The organism is Acutalibacter sp. 1XD8-33 (genome assembly GCF_003612555.1).
In the GTDB taxonomy this organism is placed as follows: Bacteria; Bacillota; Clostridia; order Oscillospirales; family Acutalibacteraceae; genus Acutalibacter.
The window spans coordinates 21,263-33,534 of record NZ_RAZF01000032.1 but is presented as its reverse complement, the minus strand read 5'-3'; the positions used below and the strand labels follow the sequence as shown (position 1 = coordinate 33,534).

15 protein-coding genes and 2 pseudogenes are annotated in these 12,272 nt (G+C 49.3%); 10 read left to right on the top strand and 7 right to left on the bottom strand.

Annotated features, from left to right (window positions below):
• Window positions 1-321 precede the first annotated feature (321 nt).
• Both D7X94_RS19930 and D7X94_RS19925 read left to right on the top strand, forming a co-directional pair.
• Window positions 322-468, top strand: a pseudogene (locus D7X94_RS19930) (TnpV protein); the annotation flags it as partial.
• 69 nt (window positions 469-537) lie between these two features.
• Window positions 538-783: pseudogene (locus tag D7X94_RS19925) on the top strand (tyrosine-type recombinase/integrase); the annotation flags it as partial.
• A gap of 542 nt (window positions 784-1,325) precedes the next feature.
• On the opposite strand, the gene D7X94_RS15045 reads toward D7X94_RS19925, so the two are convergent.
• Window positions 1,326-1,715 (bottom strand): HI0074 family nucleotidyltransferase substrate-binding subunit, encoded by a 390-nt coding sequence (locus tag D7X94_RS15045; RefSeq protein WP_120428482.1) that lies wholly within the window; start codon window positions 1,713-1,715, stop codon window positions 1,326-1,328.
• Window positions 1,702-1,986 carry a nucleotidyltransferase domain-containing protein gene (locus D7X94_RS15040; protein ID WP_120428484.1) on the bottom strand — a complete coding sequence of 95 codons (285 nt, stop codon included), beginning with the start codon at window positions 1,984-1,986 and terminating at the stop codon, window positions 1,702-1,704. The genes D7X94_RS15045 and D7X94_RS15040 overlap by 14 nt, the downstream gene beginning before the upstream one ends.
• Window positions 1,987-2,059: 73 nt before the next feature.
• Between D7X94_RS15040 and D7X94_RS15035 the strand changes: the two genes are divergently transcribed.
• Both D7X94_RS15035 and D7X94_RS15030 read left to right on the top strand, forming a co-directional pair.
• The gene (locus D7X94_RS15035; RefSeq protein ID WP_120428481.1) at window positions 2,060-2,296 is read left to right on the top strand and encodes a DUF3791 domain-containing protein; all 237 of its coding nucleotides are present in this window, start codon (window positions 2,060-2,062) and stop codon (window positions 2,294-2,296) included.
• The gene (locus D7X94_RS15030) at window positions 2,293-2,514 is read left to right on the top strand and encodes a DUF3791 domain-containing protein (protein ID WP_120428480.1); all 222 of its coding nucleotides are present in this window, start codon (window positions 2,293-2,295) and stop codon (window positions 2,512-2,514) included. Before D7X94_RS15035 ends, D7X94_RS15030 begins: the two co-directional genes overlap by 4 nt.
• 38 nt (window positions 2,515-2,552) lie before the next feature.
• On the opposite strand, the gene D7X94_RS15025 is transcribed toward D7X94_RS15030, so the two are convergent.
• Entirely contained in the window at window positions 2,553-3,311 is a 759-nt protein-coding gene (locus D7X94_RS15025; protein ID WP_120428479.1) for a GNAT family N-acetyltransferase, read from the bottom strand.
• Window positions 3,312-3,481: 170 nt separating this feature from the next.
• Between D7X94_RS15025 and yaaA the strand changes: the two genes are divergently transcribed.
• The 6 genes from yaaA to D7X94_RS19695 all read left to right on the top strand — a co-directional run bounded on the left by yaaA (window position 3,482) and on the right by D7X94_RS19695 (window position 6,880).
• The gene (gene yaaA / locus D7X94_RS15020) at window positions 3,482-4,222 is read left to right on the top strand and encodes a peroxide stress protein YaaA (protein ID WP_120428478.1); all 741 of its coding nucleotides are present in this window, start codon (window positions 3,482-3,484) and stop codon (window positions 4,220-4,222) included.
• A gap of 1 nt (window position 4,223) precedes the next feature.
• The gene (gene bcp, locus D7X94_RS15015; RefSeq protein WP_120428477.1) at window positions 4,224-4,688 is read left to right on the top strand and encodes a thioredoxin-dependent thiol peroxidase; all 465 of its coding nucleotides are present in this window, start codon (window positions 4,224-4,226) and stop codon (window positions 4,686-4,688) included.
• 3 nt (window positions 4,689-4,691) lie between these two features.
• On the top strand, window positions 4,692-5,690 hold the full coding sequence (locus tag D7X94_RS15010) for a macro domain-containing protein (protein ID WP_120428476.1): 999 nt from the start codon (window positions 4,692-4,694) through the stop codon (window positions 5,688-5,690).
• Between the two features lie 23 nt (window positions 5,691-5,713).
• Window positions 5,714-6,106 (top strand): hypothetical protein, encoded by a 393-nt coding sequence (locus tag D7X94_RS15005; RefSeq protein ID WP_243111348.1) that lies wholly within the window; start codon window positions 5,714-5,716, stop codon window positions 6,104-6,106.
• A 124-nt stretch (window positions 6,107-6,230) separates the two neighbouring features.
• Window positions 6,231-6,716, top strand: a complete 486-nt coding sequence (locus D7X94_RS15000; protein ID WP_330558231.1) for a vWA domain-containing protein — start codon at window positions 6,231-6,233, stop codon at window positions 6,714-6,716.
• On the top strand, window positions 6,668-6,880 hold the full coding sequence (locus tag D7X94_RS19695; RefSeq protein ID WP_330558230.1) for a hypothetical protein: 213 nt from the start codon (window positions 6,668-6,670) through the stop codon (window positions 6,878-6,880). The genes D7X94_RS15000 and D7X94_RS19695 overlap by 49 nt, the downstream gene beginning before the upstream one ends.
• A 167-nt stretch (window positions 6,881-7,047) precedes the next feature.
• On the opposite strand, the gene D7X94_RS14995 is transcribed toward D7X94_RS19695, so the two are convergent.
• From D7X94_RS14995 to D7X94_RS14980, 4 genes are read right to left on the bottom strand one after another with little or no spacing between them, the layout of a single operon-like run.
• Window positions 7,048-7,350 (bottom strand): hypothetical protein, encoded by a 303-nt coding sequence (locus D7X94_RS14995; RefSeq protein ID WP_120428474.1) that lies wholly within the window; start codon window positions 7,348-7,350, stop codon window positions 7,048-7,050.
• Between the two features lie 19 nt (window positions 7,351-7,369).
• Complete coding sequence (locus tag D7X94_RS14990; protein ID WP_120428473.1) at window positions 7,370-10,501, bottom strand: type I restriction endonuclease subunit R; 3,132 nt, start codon at window positions 10,499-10,501, stop codon at window positions 7,370-7,372.
• The gene (locus tag D7X94_RS14985; RefSeq protein ID WP_120428472.1) at window positions 10,498-11,130 is read right to left on the bottom strand and encodes a restriction endonuclease subunit S; all 633 of its coding nucleotides are present in this window, start codon (window positions 11,128-11,130) and stop codon (window positions 10,498-10,500) included. The genes D7X94_RS14990 and D7X94_RS14985 overlap by 4 nt, the downstream gene beginning before the upstream one ends.
• The gene (locus tag D7X94_RS14980) at window positions 11,117-12,271 is read right to left on the bottom strand and encodes a hypothetical protein (RefSeq protein ID WP_120428471.1); all 1,155 of its coding nucleotides are present in this window, start codon (window positions 12,269-12,271) and stop codon (window positions 11,117-11,119) included. Before D7X94_RS14980 ends, D7X94_RS14985 begins: the two co-directional genes overlap by 14 nt.
• Window position 12,272 lies beyond the last annotated feature (1 nt).

The following is a 12,272-nucleotide window of genomic DNA, read 5'->3' as shown; positions in this document are numbered from 1 at the left end:
ACCTTCCTTACTCTCGTTATTTTACTCCTTTTCCGTGAGTTGGAGGTGTCTACTTTTTTTGTACCACATCAGTTTTGTAATGGATTTTGCGTAAAAATTTGCAACGACTGTGGATGGTATCAGGCAAAGCACAAGGGCAACCGGCAAAACCAATAATAAAACGGATATAGCGTCATCTATCGGCTGAAGAGAAACCGTCAAAGACAGATACCAGCGACATTGCGGAAATGGCACTAAGGGAAATCTCCCTTGCTATCCGAAATGTGCAAATAGCGGAGAAAGACCAGAAACGCACCTTTGCACGGCAGTACCAGATTCGCTATGATAGTGGCAGGAAACAACCCGAAAGGAGCGAGAACAATGAGCGAAATCACTTATACGAAGCAGGACGATTACCTTATACCCGACCTCACATTACCGACAGAGCCAGAGCTCCCGCTTGGCAGGTACGCTTTGATGCACAGGGACTATCTGGAGAAGCACAAGAGGGTGACGTTCCTCAACCTGCTGACGCTGATTTCTCTCCATTATCTTACGGCGGCATTCCCGAAACTGCTCGACAAGAATGAGCTGCGGCGCACCCGCTATCATGACCTTAGACACAGCTGCGCTTCGCTGCTGCTCGCAAACGGCGTACCGAGGAAACAGATACAGGAATGGCTCAGTCACAGCGACTTCTCCACAACCGCCAATGTATATGCCCATCTGGACTATAATTCTAAGCTGTCCTCTGCGGATGCAATGGCAAAAGGTTTAAGCGGGGCATTGGGAGTAATCTCATAGGAGAAAGGCGTATCTCTGATGTGTAGGCGTATCAAGGATACGCCTTACATAGGACAGAGTTCGAATAAAGGCGTTTTTTGCATGAAAACGAACAATTATTAGGAGAGAACTGAGGATATACTCCCCCAAAAGTGGTGAAATCAAAAAAGGCCACAAGCGGCAAACCCGCTTGTGGGCGTAAGCGTCTGGCGGAGAGTATGGGATTCGAACCCACGTGCCCTGTAAAGGACAACTGCATTTCGAGTGCTGTGCGGAAATCAGAATTTAAGGGATTTCAGCAGAACTAAACGGAAGATAAGAGAACGCCAAAAGCTCAGTATTTGCGGGGGTTTCCGGCATTTTCTGGCAGCATAAATCCGCCAGTCCAGATGTCGCGCAGGGTTTCGGATTTTGAGCGGTTCTAAGAAAATTCCCGAGCGATTCTTAGAATTTTGAGAAGAACCGAACCAATTTGAGAGCAAATCAGCGGCGTGTGGCAGTGCAGATTTTAGAGCGTCAATACCGCACCGGGCCAAGAATCATGTGCGAAAGCCCCAAGAATGTCAAAGCCACCGGGCCTCCAATTCCACTTTGAGCGCATCCAACAAATCAATATACTCCTCTTTCACGCGCCTTACCAGAGCCAGCGCAATTTCCTCATTATAGGAATGGGTCACATCGTTCCGTGACACCAGCATAGCCAGCCACTTTTCCTCGTCCTGAATCATTCCGGCGCTATACGCCAGTTTGAGAATTTGCTTGGGTGAGCCGATCTGTCCCTCGCCGTAACCATGCTCCTGCAAAATCCCCTTCATAGCTTTCCACGCCTGCTCAAAGCATATCTCGAACAGGGCGGCGCTGCCGGTCAGGGTCAGCACATCGTATGGCTCATTCAAATTTCGGACAAGCCGCAGATTATCCAGCGCCTTGCAGAAATTCTCAAACTTTTTCATAGATTACTATGCCATCCTTTCTGATTCCCTCCAACAGCTCTTTCTGTACCGGCTTATCCAAATCCACCACGTCGAACATGAGCAGGGTAGGTATATCCTCGTCAACGCTGGCAGCAAACGCAACAGTATCGCCGCCTTGAATAGCTAGGTCGATATCGCTGCGCTCCAGGTTGTCGCCCCTTGCCCGGGAACCGAAGAGGATCACCTTATCAAGGTTGCATTGGCGGGCCAAATCTGATATACTGTCTACAATAGGCTGCGGCAAATTCATCTTGATGGCCCCCCTCATTTCAATGATAGATTTAGTATACAGGAATAGCCCAGAAAATGCAAGGAGATACTGCATGGAAACTGATATAGCAATTATGGATATGAACCAGCTTGAGTTCGCGGTGTTTTGCATTGAGAACATTGCCATCAGGCTCGGGGTGAACGCTGGCCGAGTGTACCGGGCATCGGAGGATTCTCATATTCTGCATGGATATATCGTGCCAGAATATGATGTGCTTCATACCCAAAGCAAAGACTATATCGTAGATGACATTTTGATGGTGATGAAAGAGCGAGGTGTGGAAATATGACTGCCAACCCTATCCTCCTTCAAAAGAAATACGCCAGGGTCATTTGCCGGTTTGCCGAAAAAGTCAGTATTTCATTGGATGATGCTTTAGCTTTCTTTTATCGTTCTGATGTTTATACACTTGTCAGTGAGGGCGTTTCTGATATGCACTGCATGAGTGATGAATATTTGGCAGAGGATCTGGAAATAGAGTATCGGGATAAAGCCAGATCCCTTTAGGGCTGACTTTCCTTTTGTCCAAGGCGTTAAGCCCATTCCTATGGCTGAAGCCCTATAAAGGGCAACTTTAACCGATAATCAAGCAGATGGCTCAAGAGTTTTCTCGGTTCGACCTCAAGCTGCTTTGCAAGGTCGATCATATGGGTGTCAATAAGCTGCAGGTTCTGTTCTTCAAACCGCTTTTTCTCGTCCTCTGTTCTCAACACAAAGCTATCACACAGGCCTACCAGTTTCGCGCCAAGCCCCTCAAAGCACCTTTGAGAAGGAATATTATCCACCTCCACAACAGCCCGAAATTCGCCCACCCCTGTTCTGCGCTGGACCTCATTAAGGTATAAATGCAGGCTTTTGGAGCCGAAGCCCCGATGCGTGTATTTTCCATCCAACTCTATCGCGATTTCCCATATTTCAGCGCTCGTATCTTTAATCCCCAGATAACCCATAGGCTGACCGTCATTTGAGTTGCAGATGATACAGTAAAATACCTGCGGGGCAAATATTTCATCCAGCAAAATGCTTTTCTTGTTGTCTCTTGCGGTATTGTAGGCTGCCTGATACATAAGCGAATACTGCATCCGGACGCCGCAATAGAACGTTTCATCTTTCGGCGTGATAGGGCGGATAAGGATCTCGTCTCCGCACACAAATACAGTCTGAGATTTTTCCCGGGAGAAATCCCATGGCTCTTTCTTTGCAAGAACTTGTTCTTCGGATTGAACCATGCCATCAAGAATTTTAAGCAGCTCATCTTTCTTAATGGACGAACCGGCAGGCAGTTCACTCAGCTTGTCAAGCATTTTCCGACAAACCTCTTTCGCCTGCTCATGCTACGCCTTTTGGTAAATCCTATCCATGTGAACACCTCTTTGCAACCAGTATTATACAATAGCCGTCCGAAAATGGCAATAGCCCTTTTCTTCCCGACCATGTTATGCTATAATAATAAAAACATGGAAAGGACAGCCCCATGAAAATCATCATCTCCCCCGCAAAGAAAATGAATGTAGACGCGGACAGCCTCCCCATAGACGGCCTGCCCCAATTCCTGCCCCAAACGGAACGGCTGCTGGCGAAGCTCCAATCCATGTTTCCAAAAGAACTGCAATCCCTCTGGAAGTGCAACGACAACCTCGCCCAACTAAACATAGAGCGCCTGAAAGCCATGACTTTACGCCAAAACCTGACCCCGGCTATCCTGTCCTACGAGGGCATCCAGTACCGCTACATGGCGCCGGGCGTGATGACTGCTGGGCAGTTAGAGTACCTGCGGGAGCATTTGCGTATCTTATCGGGATTCTATGGGCTGCTCCGCCCCTTTGACGGCGTAACACCCTACCGATTAGAAATGCAGGCAAAGCTATCAGTAGGCGGTGCAAAAGACCTCTACGCCTTTTGGGGAGACAGCATAGCAAAGGAGCTGGAAGGTGACTGGGTGCTGAATCTCGCGTCCAAGGAGTACAGCAAAGCAGTCACTCCCTACCTCCCGGCAAACTCCGTACTCACCTGCGTGTTCGGCGAGTGGCTGAGCGGGAAGGTCATCGAAAAGGGGACCATGTGCAAAATGGCCCGGGGCCAGATGGTCCGTTGGCTCGCTGAAAACGACATTAAAATGCCGGAAGAAATCCGCGAGTTTGCGGATTTAGATTATCGTTTTGACACAGAATTATCCACAGAAAACACATTCATATTCATCAAAGGAGGACGCTGAAATGCTGGAAGTTGGAACAAAAGCCCCGGAGTTTACCCTGTCAGACAAGGACGGAAACATGGTATCCCTCGCGGATTTCGCGGGCAAAAAAGTTGTGCTCTACTTCTACCCCCGGGACAACACCCCCGGCTGCACCCGTCAGGCCTGCGCCTTTGCAAGTGCCTATGAAGAATTCAAAAGCATCAATGCAGTGGTGATCGGCATAAGCAAGGATTCGGTGACTTCCCACCAGAAATTCGCTGAAAAGCACGGCCTGCCCTTCATTCTCCTATCCGACCCGGAGCGTGCCGCCATCGAGGCTTACGGCGTGTGGCAGGAGAAGAAAAATTACGGCAAGGTGAGCATGGGCGTGGTTCGCTCCACCTTCGTTATCGATGAAAACGGAGTGATCGAGAAAGTCATGCCCAAGGTAAAACCGGACACCAACGCAGCGGAAATTCTCCAGTATCTGCGCGGGGAGAAGTAGGCTATGCCGTTTCAAATCATCCGTCAGGACATCACGAAAATGCAGGCGGACGCCATCGTCAACGCCGCTAACACCGCTTTGCAGATGGGCGGCGGGGTGTGCGGGGCGATATTCAATGCCGCTGGTGCGCAGAAAATGCAGACGGCCTGCGATAAACTTGCGCCCATCCAGCCGGGGGAGGCGGTGGTCACCCCCGGCTTTGCCCTGCCCGCAAAATATGTGATACACGCGGTGGGGCCAGTCTATAGCCCCGTGGAGTTGGAGCGCTGCCGGGAGCTGCTCCGCTCGGCCTATACTGAGTCGCTGAAACTGGCAAAGAAACACCGCTGCAAGAGTATAGCTTTCCCATTGATTTCCAGCGGCATTTACGGCTACCCGAAGGCCGAGGCCTTGGAGGTTGCGAAACAGGCCATCGAGGCGTTTTTGGACGAGTATGAGATGGAGGCCTATCTTGCCGTGTTCGACAAGTCCGCCTTCGTGCTGAGCGAGACCCTGCTGGGCGAGGTGGAAAGCTACATCGACCAGCACTACGTTGACGCACACCAGCCCAAAAACCGTAACCTGCTGGGAGTTGAGAGCGAAGCATTAGCCTACGCGGCCCCGTCCATGCCCCTGCCAATGATGGCTCCCAGCGCGGCGCTGGATGACCTGATGGAGCGTCTGGACGAGCCGTTTTCCGACACGCTTTTGAAGCTGATAGACGCCAAAGGCAAGACCGACGTGGAGGTCTACAAGCGGGCAAATATCGACCGCAAGCTGTTCTCGAAGATACGCAAGGGCCACGGTTACACGCCGAGAAAGCCAACTATTTTGGCGCTTGCAATAGCGCTGGAATTGACACTTCCGGAGACGGATGACCTCTTGGAGCGGGCGGGGTACGCGCTGTCCCAAGCCAGCAAATTTGACGTGATCGTGGAGTATTTCATCGTCAATGGAAGGTATGATATTTTTGAGATAAATGAGGTGCTTTTTCAGTATGACCAGCCGCTTTTAGGCGTGTGAAGAGCAAAAGGATAAACTGGAATTTGAAAGGGAACATTGGGATGAAAAAGACAAGTTTTATAATCGTTATAATCATTGTAGTAGTCAGCGCAATAAGTATCCATCTACTAACCAGCCCCAAAGTATTAGGCAATATGAGCAAAAGTTATTCAGAGCAAATAACTACAACTTCTGATATTTCGTTTTCGGGGGAAGCAGGCGATAGAATAAAGTTTTCATTCAAGTCTGATATTATAAGCGGGAATTTAGATATGGTCTTATATGATTCAGTTGGAAATGAAGTATATACATTAGACAGCGCAAGAGCGTTAGAAACTTTTTTCACTTTGGAGCGTTCAGATACATATACTTTAGCTGCCAAATGTAGTAATTTTATTGGAGATTATAAGATTGTTGTTTATAATATGTCAGATTAAAACGTTTTGTCTGACACAGAAATTCCAGTTTTCTTGTCACACAAGAACTTGTCGCTTTGAAAGCGACCGAAAGACCTCCTGTGTGGGCTATAATGAAGCCATCAAAACACAGGAGGCCATTTTCATGAAAAACTTAACGGAATTAGTGTTCATCCTGGACAAAAGCGGCTCAATGGCTGGCCTGGAAAAGGACACCATCGGCGGGTTCAACTCCATGCTGCAAAAGCAGAGGGACCTGGACGGCGAGTGCCGCATTACCACGGTGCTGTTCGACAACCGCTACGAGCTCCTGCACGACCGCATTGATATCCGCGCGGTCAGCCCCATGACCGACCGGGAGTACCAGGTGGGCGGTTCCACGGCTCTTTTGGACGCCATCGGGCTGACGGTTCAGAAGCTGGTGTCGGTGCAGAAGAACACCGCCGAGGAGTACCGCGCTGAGAAGGTGATGTTCGTCATCATCACCGATGGGGAGGAGAATTCCAGCCGGGAGTTCAGCGCTGAGAGGGTCAAGAAGATGATCGAGCTTGAGAAGGAGAAGTACGGCTGGGAGTTCGTGTTTTGGGCACGAATATTGACGCGGTGGAGACGGCTGCTCACTTTGGCATAGCCCCCCAGATGGCGGTGGATTTCATTGCTGATGAGGAGGGCGTGGAGCTGAACTTTGAGGCTATGAGTGAGGCGGTTGCATGCTTCCGTTCTGCGGGCGCGGTGCCCCAGGCGCCACTGGAGAGGATTAGAAAGGACCGTAAGAAACGGTGGGGCAGGGGTTAAAACTTATTGAAATTTGCGTTCATCTCAAAGAGGTCTTTACTTTGCGGGAACGCCGCCCGAAAAGCGTTGTAAACCCTCTTTTCCTTGCTGAGTATGAGCACAAATGCGCTGTCAAACACTACGATTTCCACGCTTGCCAGCGGGTGCTGAAGTGCGAGGGGATTCGTCTAGAATCCCGGATATCCATCGGTACATGGCAAAGGGCACTGTAGGGCCTGTTCTCTGGTGACGTGCGGCTCGAAACCGGAGAACACGCCCCAGACCCATTGTACACCGGAAAGTCCGTCCAACATTTGCATAAGCTCCGCGCCGGTTTTCCACTCAACATCCTCCCGCATTTCGGGCGGGTAGGCGTAGCAGGTCCAGTCGGTGATGAGCCAGTTATGGTACAGACCTATGTCATCGAGGCTGTGCATAATGGCGTGCATATCGGTGAAATGAGGCTGACCCTTATCTAAAAATAGAGCCATATATCATGTGTCCTTCCTTTTATAGACCGGTAATACCCGCTGTCCCCAGCCCAAAATATTTGTCGAAGAAACCCTTAAACCTATCGATTATCCTCTGCTTTTTCCCTGCCCGATTCCCACCGCCAAAGCGAGATACTGGCGGCATCAGCCGGTCAATATCCGTACCGGTGGTCTTGATTTCCCCGGCCTGCAGAGAGCTTTCCATAAATTGCCGGGTCTCTTCCGGCTTGAGCCTTTCCTCTGTGATGATAGCCGTCAGCTCCTGCTCCTTCTGCCGCATCACAAAGTCGCGCCACTCCAGGAAAACATCCTCCACATCATTGATCCCGGCAATGAAGTTCTCGATCAGCGCCTTCTTGCTCCGCAGCTCCGGGCTGGCGTCCACAGCCTTTCGGATAGTTATCAAGATCTCCTTATCCTCGCTGTGGGTGTCGTGGTACTTCTTTACCAGCAGCAAAATGTAATCAATATTGATTTCCACCTGCCGGATAAGCTCGATCTCAAAGACAATATCATCGTCAATATCAGAGCTGACTCCCTTCTTTCTCCGCTCGGCCCACTCGTCTTTCAAATCCTGATACCGTCCCAGATAGTCCTGTAAATCCCGCTCAGACAAGACATCACAACTCTGGAACTGGTCGAAGGAGGTCAAAATATTCCGCATCCGAAGTATCGCGCCGAAAAGGGAAATGAAGTCTTTTTCGCTTTGTTCCCCAATAGTCTTTGGCTCAGACAGCGGGAATTTTGCCAGTAGCTTTTGAATGAGGGTTTCATAGCCGGGGTGCTCAACCCCTTCTTCATCCGTATATCCACTGAAATAGTCCTGGAAACTCCGCAGCAGTACGATGCCCCCCGCCTGCTTGTCCCCAAAGAGTGAGATGGCGTCGTCTACCCGCTTTTGCAGATTGCGGAAACAGACGATATTGCCGAAGGTCTTGACGGAGTTTAGTATGCGGTTCGTGCGGGAAAACGCCTGAATGAGACCGTGCATCTTGAGGTTTTTGTCCACCCACAGAGTATTCAGCGTGGTCGCGTCAAAGCCGGTGAGGAACATATTGACCACGATCAGTAGATCGATTTCCCGGTTCTTCATGCGCAGGGACACGTCTTTGTAGTAATTCTGGAACTTGTCGCCGGAGGTATCATAGTTGGTGTGGAACATCCCGTTATAGTCCCTGATAGCCTGCTCTAGAAAATCCCGGGAATTTTGGTCAAGCGCTGAGGTATCCTCCGGGTTTTCCTCGTCCAGGATACCGTCCGTTTCCGCCTCGTTTGCCCCATAGCTGTAAATCATTGCCACCCGCAGGCGCTTACTAGGGTCGGCGTCCATCTGCCGCTTAAACTCCGCATAGTAGAGCTTTGCCATATCAACAGAGGCCACCGCAAAAATGGAGTTGAAACCGCTGAGCCGCTGTTTTTTCCTGATTTCCTCCACCTGGGATTTCCCGGCGGCAACCTCCAAAATATTCGCCAGGGCATTGAACATATAGGTCTTATTCCCGCGGTAGGTCTTAGTGTCAAAATGCTCCAGAATGTACCGGGTGACAAGCTCGATGCGCTCCGGGGCCATATACGCCTTTTCCCGGTTGATGTCCCACACTTGTTCGTCGATCATCTCCTCGTCCATGCCCATGGTCTTGTAGTAGTCCACATGGAAGGGCAGGACGTTTTTATCGTTGATGGCGTCCACGATGGTGTAGGTATGCAGCTGGTCGCCGAAGGTCTGCTGGGTGGTGCGGAACTGGGGGTTGCCGCCCCGGCCGGCGTTGACCGCGAAAATGGGCGTGCCCGTAAAGCCGAACAGGTGATATTTCTTGAAATTCTTGACGATGGCTGTGTGCATATCCCCGAACTGGCTGCGGTGGCACTCGTCAAAGATAATGACCACGCGCTTGTCATAGACCTCATGGCCTTTGTTCTTGGACACAAAAGTGGAGAGCTTTTGAATGGTGGTGATGATGATTTTGGCGTTGGGGTCCTCCAGCTGCTTTTTCAAAATGGCGGTGGAGGTGTTGGAGTTGGCCGCACCTTTCTCAAAGCGGTCGTACTCCTTCATGGTCTGGTAGTCCAGATCTTTCCGGTCTACCACAAACAGCACCTTGTCAATGTAAGGCAGCAGAGAGGCCAGCCGGGCGGTCTTGAAACTGGTGAGGGTCTTGCCTGAACCTGTGGTGTGCCAGATGTACCCGCCCCCGGCGATAGAGCCGTATTTCTTATAGTTGTTGGCGATCTCGATGCGGTTCAAAATCCGCTCGGTGGCAGTAATCTGATAGGGACGCATGACCATCAGCATCTGCTCGGAGGTAAAAATGCAGTACCGCGTCAGCACATTCAAAATGGTATGCTTGGCAAAAAAAGTACGGGTGAAATCTATCAAATCCGGCAGAACCCGATTGTTGGCGTCGGCCCAAAAGGAGGTGAACTCAAAGCTGTTGCTGGTCTTTTTCTTTTTGGCGGCAGAGGCGGAGGCAGCGTCCTTGATGGCATTGCGGCGGGTGGTGTTGGAATAATACTTGGTATTCGTACCATTGGATATGACAAAAATCTGCACATAGTCATACAGCCCGCTGCCCGCCCAAAAACTGTCCCGCTGGTAGCGGTCGATCTGGTTGAACGCCTCCCGAATGGCCACGCCCCGGCGTTTCAGCTCGATATGCACCAGGGGCAGCCCATTCACCAAAACCGTCACGTCATAGCGGTTGTCATACCGCGCGCCGTCCTCCTTACCCACGGCGTACTGGTTGGTGACCTGGAGGCGGTTGTTGTGGATGTTTTTCTTGTCGATGAGGGCAATATTCTTACTCTCGCCGGTGTCCCGACGGAGGACCTGCACAAAGTCCTCCTGGATGCGGCGGGTCTTGTCCTCGATGCCGTCGTTGGCGTTGGCGATGCACTCGCTGAAAAATCGCTCCCACTCGGAATCGGTGAAGGTATAACAGTTTAGCTCCGCCAGCTTTTGGCGGAGGTTGGCAATCAGCTCCGCCTCAGAGTGGATAGGCAGATACTCATACCCCTGTTCACAGAGCAGGCGGATAAACTCTTTTTCCAGCGCAGCCTCACTCTGGTAGCTGTCGGAGCGGGTCCCTACCGGCTCGTATTCGGCTACTACGGTGTCTTTGGTGGTCTGGGCCACGATGTTGAAATAGCTCATGGGGTCAGCTCCTTGAAGGTGAGAAGTTTGTTCCGGTAATATTCATACTGCTTCTTCCTCGCCGTAAGCTCCGCCGTAAGCTCCGCCGTAAGCTCCGTGAAATTGTCAAGAATCTTGACAATTTCACTCTGTATGGGGAGAGGGGGGAGGGGGATTGTGACTGTGTTTAGGGTATCCGGTGTAACTTCCATTACTTTTGTGCCATGGACAAGTTTCCTCTTCTGTGCTGCAAACATTTGAGTATGAAAATAGTAGGCGAGATACTTTGCGTTTTGATTATGATGAATGATTGCCGTGTGTCCGCTGACCGCAACCGCTCCATCACCTAACCAAGCCACACATTTGCATACATCCTCGATATTTTCACTTGTAACAGCCATGACAATATCATTGGGATAGGCTAGCTTTTGCTTTTTGGCGCAGTCCTCGCTGATAAAAGTGAAAGTCCTATCTGCAAACAGGCCATACCTGGTATAGATTTGTCCGTAGTGAATGCAAGGAAAGCCATCAGAACAGAAATCTTTTTTTTGAAGGCTGCCACCTCGTGAGATAGTTGCAATTTCTCCCAGCTTTTTATACGGTACTCCGTTTGGACAAGTCTCATTTATAAGTGTTTTAAGATACTCCATTATCTATACCTGCTTTCTGAGGATACCATTGATGCTCTATCTCTTGCATTTTATTCCAAATAGCCGCTCCGTGATTTGAAATTACATATTTCCACAATTCATTCGGGACTGCATTGGCTAAATCTTCAAATTGGATATAGTAGTCGCCAAACAATTCTAGCATGAACTGGACAGACTGCGTTGTGGCAAATGGCTCCCCAAGTTTTTTAAATTCTAACGCTTTTAGAAAGGCTGGGATGATTATATCCATCTTCTTTTCTACGTTTACTTTTCGTTCCGGAATCGTCATAATAAAATCTGTTCTATCTTCATATCTTTTATAAGATGGCACCACTCTGTCTATATCTACAGACCGTCCTTCACCTGCATAATTATATATTGGAATATGCTGCTTTTCAAGCTGGGAGCGTAAGGCTCTTGTTTCTACTGCAGCTATTCTGCTGCTACAATTGACAACAGGATTGGTAATGCAGAAAATAAGGAATTTTACTTTCCTATAATCTATCCCTTCAAGCATACATGCGATATCAGAAAATATTGGAATAAATGAATTATCCGCCCAATCTGTATGATTATTTCGTGATAAAAACACATTACGGAAATCAGCATATATTTCAATTAGAAATGCCAATTCAATATAATAATCTCCACCAGAATAGGAGCGAAGATTCTTTAAGTACCCGTCAACATGTTTTAAATGTTTATTAAGGGAGTACTCAAAAGATTTTACATATAAATTGTAATTCGCTTTATATCGCATTTGTAAAGCTGCACCAACGGATTCAGCTAATGCCTGAATGGCATCGTCGGGCAATTCCCCAGTAGGATTTATGTGTTCTCGCATTACGGCTGCACGTTCATTGTCTTTCTTAAGATAGGCGTTAACCGTAGCACCGATTTTGCCAGTGCGCTGTTCAATAGCATAATGATCCACTTGAAAGTGCTCTATGCCCAAAAGAATACCTTTCTCTCCATTTTTGCGAGAAGAACAGCATTTTACAAAATCGGGACATTCACTTTCTTTGCGTGAGAGTTCCGGGCTAGCGCACATTTTAAGGATAGCTTTGCTTTTCCCGTGTTGATGAGGAATTGCTTGTATCACTTTTTCTAAACATAGCAGCTCAGCATCTTTCGACCCCATA

What these genes read in the sequence shown, in the direction of transcription:
- D7X94_RS15045 (WP_120428482.1), bottom strand. Translation starts at nt 1,715, where the DNA reads ATGAAAAAGTTTGAGAATTTCTGCAAGGCGCTGGATAATCTGCGGCTT.
- D7X94_RS15040 (WP_120428484.1), bottom strand. Translation starts at nt 1,986, where the DNA reads ATGAATTTGCCGCAGCCTATTGTAGACAGTATATCAGATTTGGCCCGC.
- D7X94_RS15035 (WP_120428481.1), top strand. Translation starts at nt 2,060, where the DNA reads ATGGAAACTGATATAGCAATTATGGATATGAACCAGCTTGAGTTCGCG.
- D7X94_RS15030 (WP_120428480.1), top strand. Translation starts at nt 2,293, where the DNA reads ATGACTGCCAACCCTATCCTCCTTCAAAAGAAATACGCCAGGGTCATT.
- D7X94_RS15025 (WP_120428479.1), bottom strand. Translation starts at nt 3,311, where the DNA reads ATGCTTGACAAGCTGAGTGAACTGCCTGCCGGTTCGTCCATTAAGAAA.
- yaaA (WP_120428478.1), top strand. Translation starts at nt 3,482, where the DNA reads ATGAAAATCATCATCTCCCCCGCAAAGAAAATGAATGTAGACGCGGAC.
- bcp (WP_120428477.1), top strand. Translation starts at nt 4,224, where the DNA reads ATGCTGGAAGTTGGAACAAAAGCCCCGGAGTTTACCCTGTCAGACAAG.
- D7X94_RS15010 (WP_120428476.1), top strand. Translation starts at nt 4,692, where the DNA reads ATGCCGTTTCAAATCATCCGTCAGGACATCACGAAAATGCAGGCGGAC.
- D7X94_RS15000 (WP_330558231.1), top strand. Translation starts at nt 6,231, where the DNA reads ATGAAAAACTTAACGGAATTAGTGTTCATCCTGGACAAAAGCGGCTCA.
- D7X94_RS14995 (WP_120428474.1), bottom strand. Translation starts at nt 7,350, where the DNA reads ATGGCTCTATTTTTAGATAAGGGTCAGCCTCATTTCACCGATATGCAC.
- D7X94_RS14990 (WP_120428473.1), bottom strand. Translation starts at nt 10,501, where the DNA reads ATGAGCTATTTCAACATCGTGGCCCAGACCACCAAAGACACCGTAGTA.
- D7X94_RS14985 (WP_120428472.1), bottom strand. Translation starts at nt 11,130, where the DNA reads ATGGAGTATCTTAAAACACTTATAAATGAGACTTGTCCAAACGGAGTA.
- D7X94_RS14980 (WP_120428471.1), bottom strand. Translation starts at nt 12,271, where the DNA reads ATGGGGTCGAAAGATGCTGAGCTGCTATGTTTAGAAAAAGTGATACAA.